The sequence below is a fragment of the Sphingomonas sp. GW821-FHT10F09 genome, from assembly GCF_058809195.1.
The window spans coordinates 553902-577214 of record NZ_JBXASI010000001.1 but is presented as its reverse complement, the minus strand read 5'-3'; the positions used below and the strand labels follow the sequence as shown (position 1 = coordinate 577214).

General features: G+C 65.7%; 21 protein-coding genes. 14 read left to right on the top strand and 7 right to left on the bottom strand.

From position 1 onward, the window contains the following. Positions 1–54: 54 nt before the first annotated feature. Positions 55–2172, bottom strand: coding sequence for a PAS domain-containing sensor histidine kinase (locus AC1RTO_RS02730; RefSeq protein WP_493159400.1), 2118 nt, complete (start codon positions 2170–2172; stop codon positions 55–57). A 152-nt stretch (positions 2173–2324) separates the two neighbouring features. Between AC1RTO_RS02730 and AC1RTO_RS02725 the strand changes: the two genes are divergently transcribed. From AC1RTO_RS02725 to AC1RTO_RS02710, 4 genes are all read left to right on the top strand, one after another. After that, complete coding sequence (locus AC1RTO_RS02725) at positions 2325–2687, top strand: response regulator transcription factor (protein WP_493159399.1); 363 nt, start codon at positions 2325–2327, stop codon at positions 2685–2687. A 135-nt stretch (positions 2688–2822) separates the two neighbouring features. Beyond that, positions 2823–3218, top strand: coding sequence for a hypothetical protein (locus tag AC1RTO_RS02720; RefSeq protein WP_493159398.1), 396 nt, complete (start codon positions 2823–2825; stop codon positions 3216–3218). Between the two features lie 275 nt (positions 3219–3493). Further along, positions 3494–3670 (top strand): hypothetical protein, encoded by a 177-nt coding sequence (locus tag AC1RTO_RS02715; RefSeq protein ID WP_493159397.1) that lies wholly within the window; start codon positions 3494–3496, stop codon positions 3668–3670. Between the two features lie 131 nt (positions 3671–3801). Next, the gene (locus AC1RTO_RS02710) at positions 3802–5823 is read left to right on the top strand and encodes a PAS domain S-box protein (RefSeq protein ID WP_493159396.1); all 2022 of its coding nucleotides are present in this window, start codon (positions 3802–3804) and stop codon (positions 5821–5823) included. Positions 5824–5894: 71 nt separating this feature from the next. On the opposite strand, the gene AC1RTO_RS02705 is transcribed toward AC1RTO_RS02710, so the two are convergent. After that, the gene (locus AC1RTO_RS02705; protein WP_493159395.1) at positions 5895–6551 is read right to left on the bottom strand and encodes a response regulator transcription factor; all 657 of its coding nucleotides are present in this window, start codon (positions 6549–6551) and stop codon (positions 5895–5897) included. 244 nt (positions 6552–6795) lie between these two features. Between AC1RTO_RS02705 and AC1RTO_RS02700 the strand changes: the two genes are divergently transcribed. Then, on the top strand, positions 6796–7161 hold the full coding sequence (locus tag AC1RTO_RS02700; RefSeq protein ID WP_493159394.1) for a response regulator: 366 nt from the start codon (positions 6796–6798) through the stop codon (positions 7159–7161). Positions 7162–7255: 94 nt separating this feature from the next. Here the strand turns inward: AC1RTO_RS02700 and AC1RTO_RS02695 are convergent, their stop codons facing one another. Further along, positions 7256–8371 (bottom strand): hypothetical protein, encoded by a 1116-nt coding sequence (locus tag AC1RTO_RS02695; RefSeq protein ID WP_493159393.1) that lies wholly within the window; start codon positions 8369–8371, stop codon positions 7256–7258. A 161-nt stretch (positions 8372–8532) separates the two neighbouring features. Then, on the bottom strand, positions 8533–9363 hold the full coding sequence (locus tag AC1RTO_RS02690; RefSeq protein WP_493160311.1) for an alpha/beta fold hydrolase: 831 nt from the start codon (positions 9361–9363) through the stop codon (positions 8533–8535). A 383-nt stretch (positions 9364–9746) separates the two neighbouring features. On the opposite strand from AC1RTO_RS02690, the gene AC1RTO_RS02685 reads away from it, so the two are divergent. The 6 genes from AC1RTO_RS02685 to AC1RTO_RS02660 all read left to right on the top strand — a co-directional run bounded on the left by AC1RTO_RS02685 (position 9747) and on the right by AC1RTO_RS02660 (position 16728). Beyond that, entirely contained in the window at positions 9747–10646 is a 900-nt protein-coding gene (locus tag AC1RTO_RS02685; RefSeq protein WP_493159392.1) for an NmrA family NAD(P)-binding protein, read from the top strand. A 27-nt stretch (positions 10647–10673) separates the two neighbouring features. Next, complete coding sequence (locus AC1RTO_RS02680; protein ID WP_493159391.1) at positions 10674–11564, top strand: alpha/beta hydrolase; 891 nt, start codon at positions 10674–10676, stop codon at positions 11562–11564. A 21-nt stretch (positions 11565–11585) separates the two neighbouring features. Beyond that, positions 11586–12446 (top strand): MBL fold metallo-hydrolase, encoded by an 861-nt coding sequence (locus tag AC1RTO_RS02675; RefSeq protein ID WP_493159390.1) that lies wholly within the window; start codon positions 11586–11588, stop codon positions 12444–12446. Between the two features lie 155 nt (positions 12447–12601). Then, a complete protein-coding gene (locus AC1RTO_RS02670) occupies positions 12602–14968 on the top strand; it encodes a PAS domain-containing sensor histidine kinase (protein WP_493159389.1) in 2367 nt (788 codons plus the stop codon). A 120-nt stretch (positions 14969–15088) separates the two neighbouring features. Beyond that, positions 15089–15922 carry an alpha/beta fold hydrolase gene (locus AC1RTO_RS02665; RefSeq protein WP_493159388.1) on the top strand — a complete coding sequence of 278 codons (834 nt, stop codon included), beginning with the start codon at positions 15089–15091 and terminating at the stop codon, positions 15920–15922. 77 nt (positions 15923–15999) lie between these two features. Next, positions 16000–16728, top strand: a complete 729-nt coding sequence (locus tag AC1RTO_RS02660; protein ID WP_493159387.1) for an SDR family NAD(P)-dependent oxidoreductase — start codon at positions 16000–16002, stop codon at positions 16726–16728. Positions 16729–16759: 31 nt separating this feature from the next. Here the strand turns inward: AC1RTO_RS02660 and AC1RTO_RS02655 are convergent, their stop codons facing one another. Both AC1RTO_RS02655 and AC1RTO_RS02650 read right to left on the bottom strand, forming a co-directional pair. Beyond that, positions 16760–17365 carry a hypothetical protein gene (locus AC1RTO_RS02655; protein ID WP_493159386.1) on the bottom strand — a complete coding sequence of 202 codons (606 nt, stop codon included), beginning with the start codon at positions 17363–17365 and terminating at the stop codon, positions 16760–16762. 206 nt (positions 17366–17571) lie between these two features. Beyond that, on the bottom strand, positions 17572–17931 hold the full coding sequence (locus tag AC1RTO_RS02650; RefSeq protein ID WP_493159385.1) for a winged helix-turn-helix transcriptional regulator: 360 nt from the start codon (positions 17929–17931) through the stop codon (positions 17572–17574). A gap of 134 nt (positions 17932–18065) precedes the next feature. Between AC1RTO_RS02650 and AC1RTO_RS02645 the strand changes: the two genes are divergently transcribed. Next, on the top strand, positions 18066–18647 hold the full coding sequence (locus AC1RTO_RS02645; RefSeq protein WP_493159384.1) for an FMN-dependent NADH-azoreductase: 582 nt from the start codon (positions 18066–18068) through the stop codon (positions 18645–18647). Between the two features lie 508 nt (positions 18648–19155). Here AC1RTO_RS02645 and AC1RTO_RS02640 read toward each other — a convergent pair. Next, positions 19156–20877, bottom strand: coding sequence for a PAS domain-containing sensor histidine kinase (locus tag AC1RTO_RS02640; protein ID WP_493159383.1), 1722 nt, complete (start codon positions 20875–20877; stop codon positions 19156–19158). A 351-nt stretch (positions 20878–21228) separates the two neighbouring features. Here AC1RTO_RS02640 and AC1RTO_RS02635 point away from each other — a divergent pair, with 351 nt between their 5' ends. Both AC1RTO_RS02635 and AC1RTO_RS02630 read left to right on the top strand, forming a co-directional pair. Next, entirely contained in the window at positions 21229–22416 is a 1188-nt protein-coding gene (locus AC1RTO_RS02635) for a M48 family metalloprotease (protein WP_493159382.1), read from the top strand. Between the two features lie 64 nt (positions 22417–22480). Next, positions 22481–23263 carry a sensor histidine kinase gene (locus tag AC1RTO_RS02630; protein WP_493159381.1) on the top strand — a complete coding sequence of 261 codons (783 nt, stop codon included), beginning with the start codon at positions 22481–22483 and terminating at the stop codon, positions 23261–23263. The last annotated feature ends 50 nt before the right edge of the window (positions 23264–23313 follow it).

The following is a 23313-nucleotide window of genomic DNA, read 5'->3' as shown; positions in this document are numbered from 1 at the left end:
AACTTCGGTATAGGGCCGCCGATCCGGCTTCCCTGCTCTTGAAGGACCAGGTCCCTAGCTTGCATGCACCCCGGCCATATGCGGCAGCGTGAGGACGAACCTTGCCCCCCGCGGGAGGGGGAACGCGGCGATCGATCCGCCGTGCGACTCCGCGATCGAGCGACACACCGCCAGGCCGATGCCCATTCCACGTGGCTTGGTCGTGTAGAAGGAATCGAAGAGCCGCTCCCGAGCTTCAGGCGCGATGCCGGGCCCCGTGTCGTCGACCGTCAGCATGACCATGTCGCCGTCTCGTGCAGTTGCGATCTCGATCTGCCTCTCGTCCTCGGGTAGGTCCTGCATGGCCTGGATGGCGTTGAGCACGAGATTGACCACCACCTGCTGAAGCTGGACGCGATCTCCGCAGGTGGGAGGCAGATGCTGCTCGAAGCGCAGTATCAGCTGGACCTGTCCCTGCTTCAGCTCGTGTCGCAAGAAGGGCAGAGCTTCCGACACCATCGCGTCGAGCGAGAGCGGCTGTCGCTCAGGCGTGATCGGCGCGACGACGGATCGGATCCGCGTCACGATCTCGGTGGCGCGATGCGCCGCTCCGAGCGTGTGCTCGGCGAGCGAGCGGAGCAGCACCGACCTGGGCGTGTCCTTCTCTAGGGCGCGAAGCGTCGTGCTGGAGTTCGTGATGATAGCCGAGAGCGGCTGACTGATCTCGTGGGCGACGGACGCCGCCAGCTCGCCGAGGGTGGAGATCCGGGACGCGTGGGCGAACTCGGCCCGTACGAGCTCGAGCCTCTGCTGAGCTTCGATCCGGTCGCTGATGTCGACCACGCCGCACAGCACCGGCTGGTCCGATCGACGCTCCGGCTCTGCCCAGAGCGTGATGTTCACGTCGACCTCGCTCCCGTCCGGCCGTCGGATACGATTGTCCTCGGGCGGAATCAGACGCTTTTCATAGCGCCCGCTCACCGCACGCGCGACGATGCTCCACGTATCCTGGGGCCAGAGCCAGCCGACCCCCTTTGTTCTGACGTCTTCTCTTCCCAGGCCGAAGATCTGGAGAGCTCTGTCGTTGATCGCGCCCACACGCATGGCGTCGATCATCTCCTGCATTCGTTCGGCATCCCCGGTCAGGTGGCCGCCGAGTTCGACGACGCCTTCGGCTCGGTAGCGCGCGATCAGCCGGTCGGCGTCCGAGAAGTCGTACTCCAGCAGGCCTATCGACATGGCGTCGAAGAGCTTCCTGAATTTCTCCTCGCTCCGCTGCAGCTCTGCGAAAGCGCGCTTCTGCTCGCGCAGGTCGACCACACCTACGACCATCACTCCGCGCTTCGCGCTCTCGGGCGACCAGGCCACGGTGAACAGGGCGTCGATAAGACTGCCGTCGAGCGCACGCAGCCTTGTCTCGCACACGAAGTCAGGCTGCTTGTCCATGACCGCGACCAGTGCGCCGACATAGTCCGGGATGCTCTCGTCAGGCCACAGCCGACTGCTTCGCCGGCCGCACAGCTCCGCTCCTTCGGTCGCGCCGAACAGTCTTACGCTGGCGGCGTTGACGTCGACGACCTCCTCGAGGTCCATGAGGGCGCGCACCCGGCTGGGATCGCCGAGTAGATGCGTCTTCAGATCGGTGACGCCGCTGTCGCGCATCCTCTTCAGTTCGGCCCCGACCATGCGGAAGTCGGTCTCGAAGAAGCTGACCGCCAGTGCCTGAAAGAGGTTCTCGAACCGGTACGTCGCGGATCGAACCTGGCGTCGAAGCTGCTCCAGCTCGGGCGCGGTTCGGGCCGTCTCGACGATCTCGCAGAGAAGTCCCTCCTGGTCGCGGCGCGCTTTCCAGCGTACCTGCAGCAGCGTCGGCCCGACCACCGTCGGGCGGATTGCCTCCCCGCTCCAGCTGTCGACCCCATCAAGGCGTGACCGCCAGTCTGCCTCAACATCCCCGAAGAGGTCACGTGCGTCTCTACCGAGCGCCGTCCCGCGCGCATGGCCGTAGAGCTCCTCGGACGCGCGATTCCAGCCGACGATCGTTCCGTCGGCATCGATACGGACGACGCTGTCGCCAAGCAGATCGTATGGATCGGCAGGACATCCCGGCTGCTCGACAGCCCGGATGCCGGAAGCCTGTCCTTCAAGGCTTTCGCTCTGTAGCAACCGTTCGACTTCATCCCAGAGGCGCACGTCGCTACGTGCTGCGATCCTCTCCTACCTCCACCTAGCTCAGATTCACATCGCTACTTCGGCCATCGACCACGTACCTCGGTATGCTTGTGGAAGCGGGATGTGCCGTCTAGTTCTCGGGACGGTGTAGTCGCGGCGGAAGGATTGCTGACTTGAGCGTCCCATCGCTTGTGGCCGTTATTGACGATGACGAGGACGTGCGGATCTCGCTCGAGATGCTCATCGTGAGCATCGGGCACGAGGCGGTACTGTTCGAGTCCGCCGACGCGCTTCTCGCGGCAGGCGGCCTCGACGCCTTCTCCTGCTTCATCAGCGACGTCCAGATGCCCGGAACGGACGGAATCCAGCTGGCTCGTCGGCTCCGACAGGTCACGTCTGCGCCGGTCATTCTCGTTACCGCGTTCGCGAGCGAGGACGTCGAGCGGCGGGCGCAGGAAGCCGGCGCGTACCGCTTCCTGAGCAAGCCCTTCGACCCGAACGAGCTCATCGACGAACTCGAGACCATCCTCGGCTAGCGGCCGGGATCGGCCATGGGCCGGCTTCCCATACCCAGGTAGGTCGCTCACGCCACTCCGTACGATTTCCGTCGGACCGTGCGTGGCGCAGGAAAGGCCCGTCGCCCGGACGGCGGCGTATCCTGGAGCAGGCCGATGAATGCCTTCACCGCTTTACCCATCTTGGAGAACATGATCGAGCAGAGCGCTTCGATAGAGGAGCCTTCGGCTTGGGCCTTCGACGGCGATCCAGCCCCGGAGACCTTCGGGCCCCTGGAGTGGCTGGTTATAGCCATCGGGCAGCGGGACGGAACCTCGTCCTTCCGATCGAGGCCGCTTCTAGACGCGTTCGGCCGACTGTTCGCATACCGTCAGCCGAACCGACTCGCGAATTGCCGGCTCGAGGAGCTGCGCCGTATGGCGGCGCTCGCGAGCGAGCATGGCTGGCACGTTCCTCCGAGTGAAATGGCCGCCTTCCTGCGTGCAGGCTGGTCCGAAGGTCAGCTGGAGCTTCTCGTCGAAAAGGTATCTCCGGTCCTGGCCAACGAATGAGCGCCGGAACGTCAGTCGATCGGTCCGACCTACACCCTACCATCGTATTGTTCCCAGCGGCCGAACGCAGCTCCTAGAGACTGGCGTAATCTTGGCGGAGTTGATCCAGTGGACGTGCTTGCAGACCTGATCATCGAGGCAAACCGCGGGCTCGAACGCTGAGACCCGCGTTGCATTGTCTTTACCGCCCTGATGCAGCGGCGCACCCTTCCGAAGCCGGATGGCTGCTCCCGGGCGCTAGCTCTCACCCGCGTGCCAGTACCTTCCTGTGCACCTTGAAGCCGGAAGAAGGAGCAGTCCACGCCGGCACTCATGTCACCACGCTGAAGGAAGTGCATGTGATCGGCGACATGTCCTTGGACTGGCTCAACCGCGTCGCGTCCAACATTTGCAGGGGGCCTCTGGTCATATCGACGATCAACCAGCTGCTGACCGCCGTCGAAGCAGCCTGATACTGAGAATGACCGGAGACCGGCGGTCCGACAGCCTGTCTGCACGGAGCAGCCGTTGTCGCGACCACGGAAAGCTAGAGTATGCGCCGAACCGTCGAGGTGTCGGCCACAGCGGAAGGTGAGGAACACAGGTGCAGCGAGTCCTGGCGCAGTTACTGGATCTGTCCAGCGAGAGCATGATCTCGATCGGCGCCGACGGAGTGGTCAACAGCTGGAATCTGGCTTCGGCGACGCTCTACGGCTGGCAGCCTCACGAGGCTGTCGGACGCGGCATAGCCGAACTCGTCGGTCACTATCCGGAAGCCGCGACGCAGGCGCTCGCCGCGACTGGTCTGTGGGAGGGTAGTGTCGAGCGAAGGAGAAGGGACGGCTCCGCGTGCACCGTGCGGCTCCGCGTCGCTCGACTGGCGGAGGCAGACCGCCCCGAGTGCATGGAGGTCAGCTCGCTGCTCGACGTCGAGCATCCCGCCGAGCGGGCCCTGGCGACAAGCCAGTATCGCTACCGCAATCTGTTCGGCGCCGTGGCGGCTTCGTTCTGGGAGCTGGACTTCGTCGAGGTCGGTCGCATGATCCAGCAGCTGGCGAAGAGCGGCGTCACCGACATACCGGGCCATCTCCGCAGCAATCCCGAGGTCTCCCGCGTCATGATGCGGGCGACCCGCATCATCGACACGAACGACCGCTCGATCGAGATGTTCGGCCCCGCCACGAAGCGCGAGCTGCTGGCGACGCCGCTCGACTACTACTGGCCGGAGGAGAGTACTGGCGACTTCGCCGAAAGCGTCATCTCGGCGATCACGAACAGGCCACGTCACGTCGCCGAGACCCGGATGAGGGCCTTGGACGGGCGGATCTTCGACGCGCTCTTCACCGTCTCCTTCCTTCCCGGGACCGTCGGGGGCGGGACGCTCCTGGTCGGGTTCACCGACATCTCGGACCGGGTCCAGGCCGCAAGACAGCTCGGCGAAGTGAGCGCGCGCAGACAGATGCTTCTGGACGTCCCCACGATCGCGCTGTCCGAGCTGTCGGCACCCGGAATCGCGGATACGTTCCGGCAGCTGCGTTCGGATGGCGTCACCGACATGCATCGGTACATCGACAGTCATCCGGACTTCGTCGACTTCGTCATCGCGAACCTTCGCCTCGTCTCCGTCAACGATGCGGCCGTGCGACTGTTCGGAGCAGCCACGCCGGACGAGCTGATCGGCAGGAACATGACCGGCATCATCCCGCCCGGCTGCGAGGTCCTGCGCCGGTCGATCGAGGGGTCGTTCGTGCGCGAGCCGGTCTTCCAGTCCGAGATGCGGATGCTGCGTCTGGACGGGAGCCCGGTCGACACGCTCTTCTGCCGCGTGTCCAATCCGGATCCTGCCAGCAGCGAGGTGCTCGTCGCACAGATCGACATCACGGACCAGGTCCGGGCGCGCGACGAGATCGACAGGATGCGTCAGCAGGTCGCGCATGCCTCCCGCATCTCGCTGCTGGGGCAGCTGACCGCCTCGATAGTCCACGAGGTAAGCCAGCCCGTGACGGCAATCGCGAATCATGTGGCCGCCGCCGAGCGGCTTGCGCGCAGGCCTGATCCGCCCACGGGTAAGCTCGGAAGCGTCCTCTCGCTCATCGGCCAGCATGCGGTGCGCGTCGGCGAGATCATCCAGCGGCTGCGGGCGGTCGCGGCGAACAGGGAAGTGCCGCTTGTACGGCTGTACCTAGACGACGTCGTCGCCGAGACCCGGCTGCTGCTGCGTCAGGAACTCGACGAGCAGGGCATCAGGGTAGTAATCGACCGGGGCGTCGGTGCTCCCCTGGTCATGGGCGATCGCATCCAGCTCCAGCAGATACTTGCCAACCTCATGATGAACGCGATCCAGGCGCTGGCCGAGGTACCAAGAACGACGCGGACGATCGATCTGCAGATCCGATCGGACGCGAGCAGCGCGCATGTTGCGGTCAGCGACACGGGCCCTGGTCTCTCCCCGGAGTTCCTCGCAGCGCCCTACCAGACCTTCAGGAGCAGCAAGGCCGACGGGCTCGGCATGGGGCTGGCCATCTGCCGCTCGATCGCGGAAGCGCATGGAGGCAGCATAGCGGTGAGGGACCGCGTGGACCGACGCGGCGTCGTTTCCACCCTGGTCCTGCCCCTCGCGGGCTAGAGAACGTGCGGACGATACGGTAGCTCACCGTACTTGAGCGGATCGGATGCCCGGTCCGCTCTTGGAATGGATCAGAGGCCGAGCCGCTCGATCTTGCGGATCATGTCGGCGACGGAGACGGATTTCAGCTTCCGGCCTGCGCTGGACCTGTGCATCTTTACCGTGATCTCGGTGATCCCGAGCTCGAACGCTATCTGCTTGTTCAGCAGTCCCCTCCCCACTCCCCGCAGGACGTCGCATTCCCTAGGGGTGAGCTGGCTCCCCAGATGACGAATTCCGTTCACCTCGTCCTCGTCGCGCCGTCGCTCGCCGTCGAAGCGGAGCGCCTCCGCGACCGCGTCGAGGAGCTCCTGCTCGCGGAACGGCTTCGGCAGGAAGTCCACGGCCCCCGCCTTCATTGCCCGAACCGAGGTGGGTACGTCCGCGTAGCCGGTCAGGAAGATGATGGGCAGGCGAATACCCTGGCCCGAGAGCTGGGCCTGAAGCTCGAGACCGCTGACACCGGGAAGGCGAAGGTCGAGGATGAGGCAGCTCGGCCGGTCGGGGAGACCGGCCGCCATGAGCTCCGCGGTGGAGCCGTAGGTCAGCGTCTCCATGCCTACCGACAGGAACATGTCGGTCAGGCTCGCACGGATGTCGGCGTCGTCGTCCACTACGAGCACAAGCGGGGCCTGGACGGCCTCTTCCAGCACGGCCGCCTTCACATTCAGGTTAACTGCGACGCTCATTTATTCCAGCCTCCGCATGATGCCGGACGAGGCTCCCACTTAGCGCATCCTCCGCAGCCGTGCCATCTCGGATCGTCGTGGTGACTACATACATGAGTATGGGATCGCCCCCTTCGGGCCATCACAGACGACGCCAGTGGGATAGTCCAGGAACTCCGGCTGCATTGCAGGAGTAGTCAGATCCGCCGGTACACTGCGCGTCCGGAGCGGCTGGTCCGCCGGCCGAGGGGGAAATGTAGCCTAGATGACCGGTCCGACCTCCCTCATCGCAGTAGTTGACGACGACGAGGACGTACGGGTGTCGCTCGAGGCGCTTATCAGCAGCATCGGACACGAGGTGGTTATGTTCGAAAACGCCGACGATCTGCTGAGGTCCCCTCTTCTCGCCGATGCGGCATGCATCGTCAGCGACGTCCAGATGCCGGGAACGGATGGCATTCAGCTTGCCAGGTGTCTCCAGTCGAGAGCCGGCCCCCCGGTCATTCTGATGACCGCATACCCCGCGGCGCAGCTGGAACGGAGCGCCTACGGAGCCGGCGTACGTAAGTTCCTGCAGAAGCCTTTCTCCCCCGCCGATCTGATAGACGAACTGGAGCTTCTGCTCGACTAGCCTAATTCGAGCGATCTGTCGGACGTAGAGGGCGTGCGCTTCTCCGAAGAGCTACAGGGCGGTGCTGAGCACGACCTGCTACTGGGAAGCTGCGCTACCCTTCTCGTGGCTGAGCTCCGGTCTTCTGCAGTCGTCCTTCCGCGTCCCAGAGAAAGGTGAAGTGATTTTCCCTCATTCGCTTCTCGACCTCTCCAGCGGGAATGCCCACCACGTGACCGAAGTACTGATGCAGCAGCCCGCACTTGATATACCCGACGAGCTGGTCGTCGCGATCGAGGAATACCGGTTTCTCACCATCGACGTTTCCTTCGATCACCAGACCTGAGCCCTCTCTGTCTGACATGAGGGAACGAAACTGGGGGCGGTTCTCGAGATGAAGGTTCGCAGCCGCGAGCTCGGCGGCCAGCTCGCGCGCCTGCACTCTGTTCAGCGGGCCGTCGATCCGTTCCAGGATCTGATCGATCGCGGATACCGACGCCTGCGCGTCGTTGAGAACCGCGAAGAGAAGCACGTCGCCCAGCTGCAGGTAGATCGTGGATGCGTCGGTGACGGTCGCCGCGTCGAACGCCGGTTCGAGATCCGCAGCCTGCATTACGATCAGCGATCCGATTACGTGCGACCCGAGTTCGGCGCCGGTGTAGTGAGCGCGAGCGACGGAATGCAGGTGATGGAAATACTCCCACTCGTATCCGGCAGAGATCGGCTCCTTTCCCTTGCGATCATCGAGGTGACGCTGCAGAAGCCGGTCCTTCAGGTGGTACTTGAGATATACCAGCACCAGCCACTGAAACAGGAGGAAGCCGCCTCCATCTCGCAGCATCGCGTCCACGCCCTGGAAGCCGTTGCCGACCGCTTCGCTGATCGGCGCCTCGAATATGCGAGACATCTCGGAGTTGCAGTCGACGCAGCATGGCAGCGTGTATGTGCCGTACCGATGCCGCACACCGTTGGGCAGCGTGACCGTCTCACGGTGCAGATCGAACCTGTGCAATATCCAGTTCGGAAGGATATGCTCGCGGTTGAACCTTACCTCGCGCTCGGAACGGCCGCATATGAAGCAGCAGCTGCCGACGCAGATGTCTCGCACGAACCTCTCGACGCTGCAGAAGATCAGGCGTCCGTCGGAGCTGATCACGGATCCGTCGTGGGCTATGGGCATGCCCCCATGTACCTTCTTACCTCGACCTATCCAATCGGCGGCCTTGATCATGCGGCAGAGTAGGGAGGCCTCACTGACGTGCATACTACGGGCTGAAGCCCAGATGTTGGCATGACGACCGAGCTGCCGAGAAGGTACGGCCATCGCCATGTGACGAGCACGGTCTTCACCGCGATCAGCGAATGGGCTGCCCTTCTCGGCGCTCGTGCGGGTCAGCTTTTGACGAAGGCCAGTAGATCCGGGTTCAGCACGTCCGCATGGGTCGTGAGCATCCCGTGCGGGAAGCCCTTGTAGACCTTGAGCTGTCCCTGACGGAGCAGCTTGACGGCCAATGGCGCGGCGTCCGCGATCGGCACGACCTGGTCGTCGTCGCCGTGCATCACCAGCGTGGGAACGGCGATCTGCTTCAGATCCTCGGTGAAGTCGGTTTCGGAGAAGACGGCGACGCAGTCGTAATGCGCCTTGGCGCCGCCTATCATGCCTTGGCGCCACCAGTTCTGGATCGTTCCGGGATAGACCTTCGCGCCCTCACGATTGAAGCCGTAGAAGGGGCCGCTTGCGATTTCGTAATAGAGCTGCGCACGATTGGCCGCGAGGGCCGACCGGTAGCCGTCGAAGACCGACATCGGGAGCCCGCCCGGGTTCTTCTCGGACTTCAGCATGACCGGCGGAATTGCCGAGACCAGCACGGCTTTTGCAACCCGCCCCGGCTTGGCCTTTGCCGCATAGCGACAGGCTTCGCCGCCGCCCGTGGAGTGGCCGATATGGACTGCGTTCTTCAGGTTGAGGTGATCCGTCAGTTCGATCACGTCGGCGACGTAGGTGTCCATGTCGTTGCCGACGTCGGTCTGGGTGGAGCGCCCGTGGCCGCGGCGATCATGCGCGATCACCCGATACCCCTTCGAGAGGAAGAAGAGCATCTGGGTGTCCCAGTCGTCCGACGAGAGCGGCCAGCCGTGATGGAAGAAGATCGGCTGGGCACCCTTGGGCCCCCAGTCCTTGTAGAAGATCTGCGTGCCGTCCTTGGTCGTGAAGGTGGTCATGGTCATGTCTCCGTGCGTCTGGGATGGGGATGCGAGAAGCGGGGTGGCCGCGGCACCTGCGATGACGCCGGCAGCCAGCAGGCCGACGAGCGCGTCGCGACGTGACAGCTCTCCGGACCAGCCGGACAGAGTCTCCGCGTTCACGACCCAGACCTGCTCGCGCGGACGGGCTGGCCGTCCGCATGGTTTGTGCTTGAAGCGATCATCGGAAGGGCCTCCATCGGGGTACGCGGCATGTGCCGGGCTGCCGACGATGATGACGCTCGTCACGCGGCCCTCCAATTCTACGAAGGCACGCCACGCCCCATACCATCGTGCAGTGCAGTCCGGCGTCCCGACCGAAGTAGGACTCGTAAGTCAGTCACATCCGAACGAGGATCCACATGTCCAGAGACGGCTTCAGCAAGGTTCGGCCGCGCATCGCGGTGGCGGGGGCCACGGGCCGTGTCGGCGCGGCTCTGATGGCCCGGCTTGCCGATGACCCGGTGGAGGTCCTTGGACTGTCGCGGAGCGCGTCGAATTGCCGCCTGTCGCCCGCACCCCCCATCGCGCAGATCGATTTCGACAGACCTGCAAGCCTCTCCGTCGCGCTCGAAGGCGCCGACAGGCTGTTCCTAGCCCACGGGACGTCGGACAGGCAGGTCGAGAACGAGATCGCAATGATCGATGCAGCAGTGCGCGCTGGCGTCTCGCACATCGTCAAGCTGTCCGCGATGGGACCGCCCACCCGTCTGCACCCCTTCGACTGGCACATGAAGATCGAGGCGCATCTGGCCGACTGCGACATCGGCTACACGGTCCTGCGTCCAAGCTGCTTCGTGGACGTCCTCGCACGAGCGAAGGCTCCCGTCGCCAGCGGCACCTGGGGCGGGACGGCAGAAGACGGTCGGGTCAATCTGATCGATACGCGGGACGTCGCCGAGGTGGCGCGCGTCGCGCTGCTCGACGAACGCTTCCTCGACTCCCAGCGGGCGTATCATCTCACGGGCCCGGGCACGGTGAGCATGCCGGAGATCGCGGAGGAACTGTCGCAGCTACTCGGCCGACCCGTGACCTATGCGCAGCGGACGCGCGCCGAGCATCGGGAGATCCTCGTCGCCTCGGGCGTCAGCGAGATGGTCGCGGACCTGCTGCTCGGGCTCGACCGGATCTTTCGGGATGGCGTGCTCGCCGAGACGACCAAGACCGTCAGCGATCTCACGGGCAAGGACGCGCGCCCGGTCAGCGGCTGGCTCTCCGACAACCGGCTCGCCTTCGGACCGTCCGCCGAAGCCGCCGCCTGAGATCTCCCTTCTTGATCCGAGACGACCATGAGCATCAGCAGGACCGACATCTCCTTCCGAGCCGACGCGGAAACCGCGATCGGCGGCTGGCTATTCCTTCCCCAAGGGGCCGGGCCGTACCCTGCGATCACGATGTCGGCAGGGTTCGGCGGCACGATCCATTACGGTCTGGAGCCGTTCGCGGTCGCCTTCGCCGACGCTGGCTTCGCTGTCCTGCTGCACGATCATCGCGGCTTCGGCAGCAGCGAAGGGCTTCCGCGTCAGGATGTCGACCCGTGGCGGCAGATCGCGGACTGGCGGCGGGCCATCTCCTACCTGGAGGGCCGGCCCGAGGTGGATGCGAGGAGGATCGGCCTCTGGGGCACGAGCTACTCCGGCGGGCACGCCATCATGCTCGGTGCCAGCGACCGCAGACTGAAGGCGGTCGTCGCCCAGGTGCCGACGATCAGCGGCTACGAGCAGGGCCTGCGCCGGATCCCGGCCGATCAGCTCGCCGCCGTCGACGAGGCGCTGGCACAGGACGACCGCAACCAGCTCGACGGCGAACCGGGCTATCAGGCACTGGTCGGATCCGATCCAGGCGTGCCGGCGGCGTATCGGACGCAGGACGCAATCGACTTCATGCTTCGGCCCGTGCCGGAGGGCGTATGGGAGAATACGGTAACGCTGCGCTCGTCGCGACTGGCGCGCATGTACGAGCCAGGCGCCTTCGTGAGCCGCGTCTCGCCGACGCCGCTGATGTTCATCGTAGCGCGGGAGGACGGGGCGACGCCGACCGACCTGGCGCTCGCGGCCTACCAGCGGGCGCTCGAGCCCAAGCGGCTCGTTCTGGTTCCCGGCGTCCACTACGACATCTACATCGCCCAGCGGTCCGCGGCCATCGCCGCCGCCCTGGAGTGGTTTCGCGAACATCTCTGACCCGAATAGAAGGACGTCACCATGACCGAGGCAGTCCGTCCCCCGCTCGAATGGGAGCTGTTCATCATGAAGCGCGCGAGCGCCACCCAGGGCGTCCCGCCGGGGAAGGAGAGCCTGAGCTGGGTCGCCAACACGACGACCCTGTTCTGGGGCGAACGAGACGCCGTGCTGGTGGACACCTTCCTCAGCGATTCCCAGACGTCGGTGCTCGCCGACTTCATCGAGAGCAAGGGCCGGACCCTTCGCTCGATCTATCTCACCCATGCCCATCCCGACCACTTCTTCGGTCTAACCAAGCTGCTGCAGCGCTTCCCCGACGCTCGGGCGATCGCCCGTCCGAACGTCGTGGACGCAATGCGGGCGACTTCGTCGCCCCAAGTACTGGAGTCCAACTGGAAGCAACGCTTTCCGGGTCTCGTGCCCGATCGTCTCACGATCGCGCAGGTACTCGAGAATGATCGCTTCGAACTTGAAGGCCACGAGTTCCGGGTGATCGATCTCGGACACACCGACACGGACGACACCACCGGTCTTCACGTCCCCTCGCTTGACCTCGTCGTCTCGGGCGACGCCGTCTACAACGAGGTGCATCCCTTCCTGGTCGAGACGGACAGGGCGGGTCGCAGGGCCTGGCTCGCGGCGCTCGATCGCATCGAGGCGCTACGTCCGAAGATCGTCATCGTCGGGCATGGACCGCTCACCCCCGACAACAGCCCGCGACACATCGAAGCCACCCGGCGGTACATCGAGGACTTCGACCGCCTGGATGGGGAGACGACGACGGCCCGGGACCTCTACGATGCCATGCTCGCGCTCTATCCCGAGCGGGTGAATCCGGGATCGCTGTGGGGCAGCGCGCATGCCGCGAAGCGCGAAGCCTGATGGCGTACTTCGCCGCCGCGCGGCATCGACCGTCTCCGGCTCCATGATCGAGGCGCCCCCTCGCCTCCTCCGCAGCGACTTTGCGAAGCGAAGGTCGGGAAGGTATGCTCCTGGATAGTGCCGGCCGCGAGCCGGTGCGAACCAAGGGGGCCGGCATGATGGACGGGCGACTGGCAGGACCGCTTTCCCTGGTTGCGGCCATCCTGCTCGCGGCAGCCGTCTTCTCCGTCGACAGCATCGCTGTCTACGACTTCTCGGTATCGATCCTCTATCTTGCGGTCCTGGTACTCGTATCGGTCAGTGGCGGCGTGAAGGCGGTCCTGCGGGCGGCGCAGATATGCGTGGCGCTGACCGTCCTGGCCTGGATCGTCGCACATCTTCACCAGCCGACCCTCGCGAACACGCTGCGCTGTATCTTCGCATGCGTGGCCATCGGCGTGACCGCCGCGCTGCTGGTCAGCCGCAAGCGCCTGGAGACGGTCAGGCTGGACCTGGACCGCAGCAGATCCGAAGTGGAGCTGTTCGCCAACTCCGTCCCGTTCGTTCTCTGGCGCTCGAACCCGCAGGGCGAGATCGAGTACCTCAACGAGAGCTGGACGGCGGTGACCGGGCTGGACCGCTGGAGCGTTCTGGAAGGGCAGCGCTACAACGACGTCGTCCACCCGGACGACGTGCCGGCCCTTACCGAGACGGTCTCGCATGCGGTCGCGACGCGGACGATGACGGATCTCAAGATCAGGGTCCGCCAGAGTGACGGCAGCTATCGCTGGATGCAGATCTACGACAGCCCCGCCTACTCGCCGCTTACCGGCAAGGTGGAGCGCTTCGGTGGCCTTTCGGACGTCCATGACGAGGTGGTCGCGAAGGAGGAGCTGCAGAAGGTCCAGCGAGAACTCGAGGCGAGCCGGGCCGAACTGATCAACGTCACCGATTCGGTGCCGCAGATCCTCTGGCGGTCGGACGCCTCCGGCACCGTCGACTTCTACAACCGGAGGTATCCGGAGCTTACCGGGCGGCAGTTCGGCGACCGGATCGAGCCGGAGGACTACCTGGCCGACATCCATCCCGACGACCGGGCCGGGTTCGTAGGTCTGCTGAAGGAGGTGATGCCTGCGGAGAAGGAGCTCCGAACGGTATACAGACTGCGCCACGCGGACGGCAGCTATCGCTGGATGTCGCACGTAGGCCGGCCGGTGCCCGTCGCCGGCAGATCGGGCGAGATCCGATGGTACGGAGGAATGTCGGACATCCACGAGGAGGTGGCGGCGCATCAGAAGGTCCGCGAGCTGAACGAGACGCTGGAGCAGCGGGTGGCGGAACGAACGTCCGAGCTGGTCCGCACCGAACGCCGCTACGCCGGCCTGTTCGACGTCAGCAACATGACCTTCGCGGAGATGGACTTCAGCGCGGCCGAGAGGATCCTCGACGATCTCAGGGCGCGCGGAGTCACCGATCTACGCTCGTACATGGCGACGCACCCGGACGAGCTGGCCAGCACCCTGGCCGTAATCCGGACCACCCGCGTCAACGAGGCGCTGGCACGCATGATGGGCTTCGAGAACGTGGCCGAGCTCGTCGCGAATCCACCGGCCCAGAACGCAGACGACGGCCCCGAGGTACTGCTTCGCCAGCTGGAGATGTACTTCGACGGGCTGAGCCATATCGATGGCCGCACCGTTCTCGTCGGCAAGGGTGGCAGACGCATACCGGTCTACTTCACCGTGACCAGGCTGGCGGAAGGTCTCCACCTGTCGAGTCACGTGGACCTCTCGGACCAGGAGCGGATCGAAGGCATGCGCCGAGCCGCCCAGACGGAGCTTGCGCGCGCGAACCGGATCGCGACCGTCGGCGCCTTCTCCGCCTCCATCGCCCACGAGCTGAACCAGCCGATCGCCTCCCTGCTGATGGACGCCACGACAGGACTTCGCCTCGCAGGAAGGGATAACCCCGACGTCGAAGCGGTTGCCCGCATCCTGCAGCGCGTCGACAGAACTGCCCAGCGCATCGCCGGCATCGTACAGCGGACGCGGGAGAACATCGTCGCAGGTCGGCCGGCCAGGAAGGCCGTCGATCTCTGCCGTCTTGCCACCGACACGCGCGATCTCCTCCACCATGATCTCGCGCGATCGGGGGCGGATCTGCAGATCGTCTGCGGCGAAGGCGTGCCATGCGTGATTGGCGATCCGATCGAGGTGCAGCAGGTCCTCGTCAACCTGGTGAGCAACGCGGCCGACGCGATGCGGGACCAGCCCGGGCACCGCCGCATATCGATGGAGATCACTACGGAGGATGCCGCGGTCCGCGTCCATGTCGCGGACTCCGGGCCGGGCATTCCCGACGAGCACCTGTCCAGGCTGTTCGACCCGTTCTTCACGACGAAGTCGACCGGCATAGGAATGGGTCTGAACATCTGCCGCACGACCGTCGAGGCGATGGGAGGGCAGCTGACCGTGCGGAATCTGCCGAGCGGAGGCGCCGGCTTCTCGTTCGACCTGCCGATCGCGGACGCGGATCCTGCCTGAAGCGAACCGGACTTCGTCGTGGCGATGCCCGGCCCCTACGGGGGTGCGTCCGGATCATACCGACGTCCATATCGCTAGCCGCGCCGGCGTGAGCCACGGTCTCCTCAAGGAGATCGAACCATGCAGACGCATCAGAACGCCCCCACTCAGTTCATCGAAGCGGGCCAGAACCGCTACGCCTACCGCCGGTTCGGCAACTCGACCGGGACGCCGATCGTGCTTCTGCAGCATTTCACCGGTGGGCTCGACCACTGGGATCCGGCCTTCACCGATGGCCTGGCCAGGGATCGCGAGATCATCCTCGTGGACAACGCGGGCGTAGGCGCCTCGAGCGGAGAGACGCCGAGCACGATCGAGGGAATGGCGGACTGCATCGTCGACTTCGTCGATGCACTCGAGCTAGGGACCTTCGACCTGCTGGGCTTCTCCATGGGCGGCATGGTCGCCCAGGCGTTCGCCAAGAAGAACGCCGAGCGTGTCCGGCGTCTCGTCTTGGTCGGTACCAGCCCGCGTGGCGGCGATCCGTCGCCGTATATCGCCGAGGTCTCCCAGCGCGCCCGCGGCAACGCAGGCCTCGACGACATGGCCTGGCTGTTCTTCGGACAGTCGGACGCCGGCCGCGCGGCTGCGGCGCGGTACTGGGAACGGCGGCATGCACGCACCGAGGACGTCGATGCGCCCAGCGGCATGCCGACGATCATGGCGCAGGTCGCCGCCGGGCGGGACTGGCTCGAGCCGCACGGCGAGCGCTTCGCGGACCTCGCCGCCATCACGATGCCGACGCTGGTGGCGAACGGCCACCTCGACGTGATGCTCAACACGACGAATTCCTTTCACCTGCAGCAGCATCTGCCGAACGCGCAGCTCATCATCTACCCGGATTCGGGACACGCTCCTCACTTCCAGTATCCCGACCTGTTCCTGGCTCATCTGCGCCTCTTCCTGGAAGCCTGAGCGGAAAACGGCGAGGCGTCATGTCGGACGCCCGCACGGACGGGCGCCTCAATCACGCATTGGAGAAGGTACATACCATGGCGACGCTCGAAGGCAGGCTGGCGGTGGTCACCGGCGGAAGCTCCGGCATCGGCTTCGCCATAGCGAAGGCCTTCATACAGGAAGGCGCGCGCGTGATCGTGACAGGCCGGCGGGAGAAGGAGCTCGGCGAGGCGGTGGCTTCGCTCGGGCAGGCCGCCACCGGTTTTCGCGGCGACGTAGGCTCCCTTCAGGATCTTGACCGCCTGTACGAGGTCGTCGCCGGACTGGGTCGGATAGACGTGCTCGTCGCCAACGCCGGGGTCGCCGAGGTGGGAACGCTGGAAGCAATGACCGAGCAGCACTTCGATCGGCTCTTCTCGACGAACGTGAAGGGCACCGTGTTCACGGTGAAGAAGGCGCTGCCGCATCTCCGTGACGGCGCCTCCATCATCCTGATCGGCTCGGTGGCGGGGTCCAAGGGCACGCCGGGACTCGGCGTCTACGGCGCGACGAAGGCCGCCCTGCGCAACTTCGTGCGCTCATGGACGATCGAGCTGAAGGACCGGCGGATCCGGTCTAACGTCGTGAGCCCCGGCCCCATCGACACGCCCGGCACCCAGCGCCTGTCCGCGGAAGCGTTCCGGAAGCTGGTCTCATCCGTCCCGATGGGTCGGGTCGGCCTGCCTGAGGAGGTGGCCCAGGCGGTGCTCTATCTCGCCTCTGATGCATCCAGCTTCGTCAGCGGCACGGAGCTCTTCGTCGATGGCGGCCGGGCACAGGTCTGATCCTGGCCGAATTGGCGGAACCGCTTCGAACTCAGTCTTCGTAGTAGTGACCGCTTTCCCGTGACAGGGCCGCACGGTCCTGTGCCTCGTGACGATTGTGCTCGGCGCCGGTAACGTAATCGTCACGCTCCCGGCGGAATTCGAGTTCCTCATCGTCGACCCATTCGTCGGCTTCGGGTTCGATGACCTGAACGGCTCTAAGGAGGCCGGAGCGGCCCGCGAGGTAGAGGTCCCGCACGTCCGCATCGAACCGCGCCAGTTCCACACCGACGGGAGTTTTTTCCGGGAGCAGCAGCAGCTCGCCCTCCCCCGCACCCTTGAACGGGAGTGTCCAGGGCACGGCGTGACGCACATAGGCGTCGAATGGCTCGAAGGCGGCGATGAAGCGCCTCTCCAGATCCTCGGCGTCGCCCCTCGTCGGAGTCTGCTTCAATGCGACTATTTTCCAGTCGCTGCAGCCGCAGCACGGATGTACGTACGCACCCGTGGTCGGATGCGTGCCATTCAGTCCCATTTCGCGCATGGTCGGGCGCTCGCTTATGCCGACCTTCACGACGACACGGTCGAACTCCTCCTTCGACCAGGCGAGCAGGCGGTCGCTGGCAGCGACATAGACGTAGTGCGGTCGATTATTCATCGCAACTTACTGACATACGAGATGTGAAGGAGAGGTTTCGGAGCTTCGCGGCGACCCAGGATGAAGTCGCCCGACCGTAGCCTCGCCCCCGCAATTCGGACCTTGTCCGATATCAGGTAGCCGGAGCTTCCTCGTCGGTTCTTGGAAACCTGCCTCGTTTCCGCCGCAACGACCGCGAGGCGATGCAGGATCCCCAAGGCCTCGGATCAGCCGCTGGCCTGGCTCCGGGTTACGTCTCCCTGATCCTTCCGCATGTCGTATCCCACGCGATTTTCCAGGATCTGTTCAAGGTGTGCGCCCGCCCATTCGCCCAGATCTCGCAGCGGCCTCGAAAGCGAGTGACCGAGGTCCGTCAGAGCATATTCCACCTGAGGCGGAACGGTCGGATGAACCGTACGGCTGACCATGCCGTCGCGCTCCAGCGCCTTGAGCGTGCGCGTCAGCATCTGCTGCGAGATGCCGCCGATCAGACGCTTGATCTCGTTGAAGCGCCGCGGCCGCTCGATGAGGACCATCACGATCATCACCGTCCACTTGTCTCCGACGATCGTGAGCACGCCGCTCATCCTGCGGCATCGCTCCGTCACGCCGTGAGAGGCAGGCATATCCATGTGACCTGGTCCTAGAAATATGCGTTCTTGGCGAAAGAGTTTCGGTCACATAGCTGGTCCTGGTCACAAATCCAGACCGGAGACCATCAGTGAAACTTCTGCACATCGACTCCAGCATCATGGGCGAAGGCTCCGCCAGCCGGGCGATCTCCGCCGCGGTCGTCGACCGCCTCCGGGGAGCTCAGCCGGATCTGGACGTCACCTACCGCGACCTCGTCGACGAGCCGCTCTCCCACCTGACGCTCGACACCTACCTGGCACTCGCCGGCGGCGAGGACGTGCAGCAGTTCCTGGACGCCGACGTCGTGGTCATCGGCGTGGGGTTCTACAACTTCTCGATTCCCAGTCAGCTCAAGGCGTGGATCGACCGTATCGCCGTGCGCGGCAGGACCTTCGGCTACGGCGAGAACGGGCCGGTCGGACTGGCTAGGGGCAAGCGCGTCATCGTCGCGCTGGCTCGGGGCAATGTCTACGGCGAGGGCTCGCCCTATGCCGCCTATGAGCATGCCGAGACCCTGCTACGTGCCGTGTTCGGCTTCGTCGGTGCCGACGTGGAGGTGATCGTGGCGGAAGGCATCGGGCGCGGCGAAGCGGCGCGTCAGGCTGCCGTCGAAGCGGCGATCGACGAGGCTCGGCGCCTTGAGCCGAACGAGGTCGCTGCCGCCGCGTGAACGTCGCAGGAGGACGTGCCCATCGGGCGGGTCCGGAATGCAGCGCGAGCTGATACCTTGAGGCCCCATGTGCTGCGTCCGATCGCGCGCCGCCACCTACCAAGGAACGTGGCGGCCACACCTCCTGACGACTGTGCGCCGACTGGGACAGGCGTTATTTTGCAGATGACCGGGACGGCGCCCCTGCCCCCCCCCCCAGCCGGCCAGCCCGTTCCTCCCGCGATGGTCGGCCCGCCGTTCCGGTCACCTTGCGGCGTAAGGCAGGTCGCCGACGCTGGATTCAGGAGCGTCTCATGGCTCGAGCGGATCGAGATCTCACACTGACCCTGGTCGTTGCGCTCGCCGGCGCCTGCGCCGCCGCAGCGTATGGAGCGATGCAGGCGATCGAGGATGCGGCCATATCGCTCCTTCTCGGCGCTCTGCTCTTCGTGACCATCCTGTCGCTCTGTCGTCCGCCGCCCGCCGCGATCGCTCGACGGACACGCTCCCGGCCAGGCCGGCCGGAGCGCTAGCGCAAGCGCGGCAGCGTGAACACGAATGTCGCGCCGCCATTTGGATTGTTACGGGCGACGAGGTCGCCGCCGAAGCTCTGGACTATCGTCCGGCAGATCGCGAGTCCCATGCCCATGCCTCCCGGGCGGGTCGAGAACAGCGGATCGAAGATCCGGGCCTCCGCGCCCGCGGGCAGCCCGACGCCGCTGTCCTTGACCTCAACGACGACGTCATCGTCTCGATCCGTCAGCGTCACCTCGATGGTCCGGTCGTTCGAGGAGGAGCACTGGCTGGCCGCCAGCGCGTTCAGGATCAGGTTGATGAGGACCTGCTGGAGCTCGACCCGGTCCGCCGCGACGAGGGCCGACCTTTCCGGCAGCTCGAGGTGCACCCGGCAGCCCTGTAGCCGTACCTCATGCTCCATGAGACCGACGCTTGTGCGGATGACCTCGGCCAGATCGACAGCCTCCACCGACCTCTCTCTCCGGGACGCCGTCTCCCTCGTACGGTTGAGCAGCTCGGCTGCCCGGCGCGCGGAGGAGATCACGCGATCCAGCGCCTTGCTCGCAGTGGCGGTATCGACGGGGGAGCTGGCAAGGGAGCGATGCCCCACGTGCGCGTCCATGGCTATGGAGCTGATCGGCTGGCCCAGATCGTGTGCGAGGGACATGGAGAGAGCGCCCACCGTCAGCGCCCTGTTCGCCCGGGATAGTTCCTCGCGCGCCTCCATCAGCATCTCGCGCGTGCGCTCGCGCTCGGTGATGTCGCTGAGATGGGTGAAGGCCCGTGTGCGTCCGGGGGTGCGCATCAGCGTGACCCCGCAGAGGGCCTGCCTGATGCTCCCGTCGGCGACCATCAGGGTGACGACACCCTCCCAGTGATCCTCTTTGCCGAAGGCGATTGTATGGAGAAGCTCGGCGAACGGCGCCGGGTCCACGATCTCCGGGCGCGTATGCGAGAGGATCGTGTCGCGAGACTTGCCGAGAAACTGCGCAGCGGCCGAATTCACGTCCTCGGTCCTCAGCAGCCGGAGGAGTCCGGACAGTTCATCCGGGTGGTCCACGAGGTAGGAGGCGAGCCTCTCGCCGTGGCGCATCCGCAGCGGCGCGAGGGCCGAGACCAGATCGTCGAGGTTCTGCTCGAAGAGCGCGACCTGCGATCGCTCGAAGATCGACCGGTACCGCTGCTCGCTGACTGACAGATCGCGTGTCCGCTCCTCGACACGCTGCTCCAGCGTCTGGTTCAGCTCGCGGACCCCGAGCTGTGCCTGCATCTCGGCATGGATGTCGGTCGACACGCCGTACCAACGCAGGATCGCACCGTCCTCGCTCCGCACCGGACGAGCCGTGATCTGGAGCCACCGGTAGGTTCCGTCCGCATGCAGCAGCCGTCGGTAGGAGTCGAACTGGACGCCCGACGCGCGCGCGCGTGCCCAGTCGTCAAGCAGTCCCTGCCGATCGTCGGGATGAAACCAGTTCTTCCAGGCCCAGCCGTCCTCGTCGAGTCCGTCCTCCACCGAAGCTCCGGTGATCTCGGTCCACCGGAGGTTCATGAACGTGACGCGCCCATCGGGTAGTCCCTGCCAGAGCACCTGCGGCACGGAGTCCGCGACGTGCCTGAGATTGTCCTCGCTCGTCTCGCGGGCGAGGGCCCGGCTCGTCGCCCCTAGACGATACGCCAGGACGGCACTGCCCAGGGCGGCTAGGATCAGCGCGACCGAAAAGGCTAGAAACGACATCCCGCCCCATGCTCATGACGCGGGCACGCCGATGTGGTCCCCGCTGCGACCTGTCTGTAGCGGCCGGTCGCATGTGAGAAGCTGGACGCTGGTAGGGGGTGTCTTCCCGTGAATCAGGATAGCACGGCGGATCGGTGCTGCTACCGCGCCCTAGAAAGACGAAGAAGCCGTCGCCGTCGCTCCCTCTGCCATTGCCGTCACATGCTCCTACCATAGGGCTATACTTCGGTAGTGCCTCCCGGTGCCAAGGTCGGTCCCTCCCCATACGACCGAGCGATGGGGAGAAATCAGGATCCAAGCGATAGTCCGACTGGTGTCACGACGACATGTCAGGCGGAGCGGCGGATAGATATGACCATCGACGTCAGGGCGGCGACCGAAGCCTACCTTCATCTGGTCCCGCGTGCGCGGGAGCTTGCCGCCATTGCCTACACGAGGGAAGGACACTGGCTCCTTCTCTGCTCCAAGCTGCTGGCGGTCGCAATCGCCGCGCTGCTGGTGCGCATCGACGTGCCGGCGAGGCTGCCCGTCGGCCTCGTCGCGCCGGTGAGACCTGTGAGGGCCTCGCTTGCGATCGTCTTCGCGACCCTTCTCGGCTTCTTCGCGCTGGAACTACCCTGGTTCGCCTTCTCGGACTGGCATCGCGAGCGCTCGTATGGCTTCTCGCACCAGCCGCTTGCGGCCTGGGCGACCGAGTACGCGATCCAGTCCCTCGTCACGGCCGTGGTGGGTGCTGCGCTGCTTGCCGGCTTCTACGCGGCAGTCCGGCGAACGGGTTCACGCTGGTGGCTCTGGGGGACCGCGCTCGCGGCGGTCGGGCTAGTTCTCGCCCTCGTGGTCCAGCCTGTCGCACTCGCTCCCTTCCTGCACCGGTACGCGCCCGCCCCCGCCGGCGAGATGCGGGAAGCCGTCCAGGAACTGGTTGAGGACGGCGGCGTGAACGGCGATCGAGTCCTGGTGTACGACGGATCAAGCCAGAGCAGCCGGTACACTGCGTCGGTGACCGGGCTTGGTTCGTCGGCCACCGTCCTGCTGAGCGACTCGATGTTCGCGCACGGAGCTGACGTCGGCGCGGTCAGGGCGGTGGTCGCCCATGAGCTGGGCCACGAACGCCATGCCCATCCGCTCATGCTGGCGTTCTTCCTGACGATCGTCGTGGGTGTCGGCCTTCTAGTGGCGCAGCGCTCCTTCGGGGCGGCGGCACGTCTCCTGGGCAGGCCAGGGCTTCGCCTCGCCGATCCCGCCGGCCTGCCGATCCTGCTTGGCATCTTCGCAGTCTACACGTTCGTGACCACGCCGCTCGTGAACACGGCCGAGCGGCTGGTGGAGGCCGACGCGGACCGGTACGGACTCGAACTTGCGCACGAGCCCGACGGCATGGTCAGGGCGGTGCTGGCCACTGCGGACTATCGGGCAAGTCGACCGACGTGGCTGGAGGAGCTTCTCTTCTACGATCATCCCAGCAACGCGCGGCGCATAGAGACGGCCATGAAGTGGAAGGTCGATCACGCAGGATTGGCCGCACCGGCGTCGCGATGAGCGGCTCACACGACAGCAGACGCGGCGCCACGGGCTGGCATGCTGGCAGCAACGGAGAAGTACGGTGCAGAACCTGACCGCCTTCGTGCAACCGTCCGGACCGACGGACAGCGCCACCACGGTGACGAGGACGGACTCCGACGGCGTGGCCACTGAGCCGCCAGCGGCCGATCCGTACGGCGGCGCCGCGGTCGCTCGCGCCCTGCGCTCCGCGATGGCCGCCGCCGGCCACGATCTCATGCAGCCGCTCCAGATCATCTCGCACGCGCTGGAGCGTCTGATCCTGGCCGACCAGCTGGCAGGCGACCGCATCTGGATAGAGGCCGCTCGCACGCAGGTCCGCCGGATGACGCGCGGGCTGGGCGATCTCGTCGGCGCGGCGGTGTCGGAGGAGCCGTTCGGCCCGCTCAAGCTGCAATGCCTGGGCGTCATGATGGAGGAGACCGAGGCGGTCTGGGCGAAGTCGGCGGCGGCTGGAGGCGTCAGGCTCGAGATCGAACGCCTGCCCGTCCCCGTCCGCACCGACGGGACGCGCATGCGCTCGATCCTGGACAACCTGATCGGCAATGCCCTGAAGTACGGGCGGAGCCACGTCAGGGTGAGCACCTGCCGCACCGCCGGAAAGGTCCGCATCGACGTCGTCAACGACGGGACGGTCATTCCGGCCGACATCCGGACCCGCCTATTCGAGGCGTTCTACCAGGCGGACAGGACGAGCGAGGGTCTCGGCCTGGGGCTCTCGATCGTGCGCGAGCACTGCCGCGCGCTGGGGCATCTGGTCGAGGTCGCGTCCGAGCCGTCGGGAACCCGCTTCAGCATCGTCATCGACGCGCCGGAAGCCGACTGACAGGGCCAATGGCTGCCCGATGCGCGTGACGCGAGATCGGACCGCTCCGT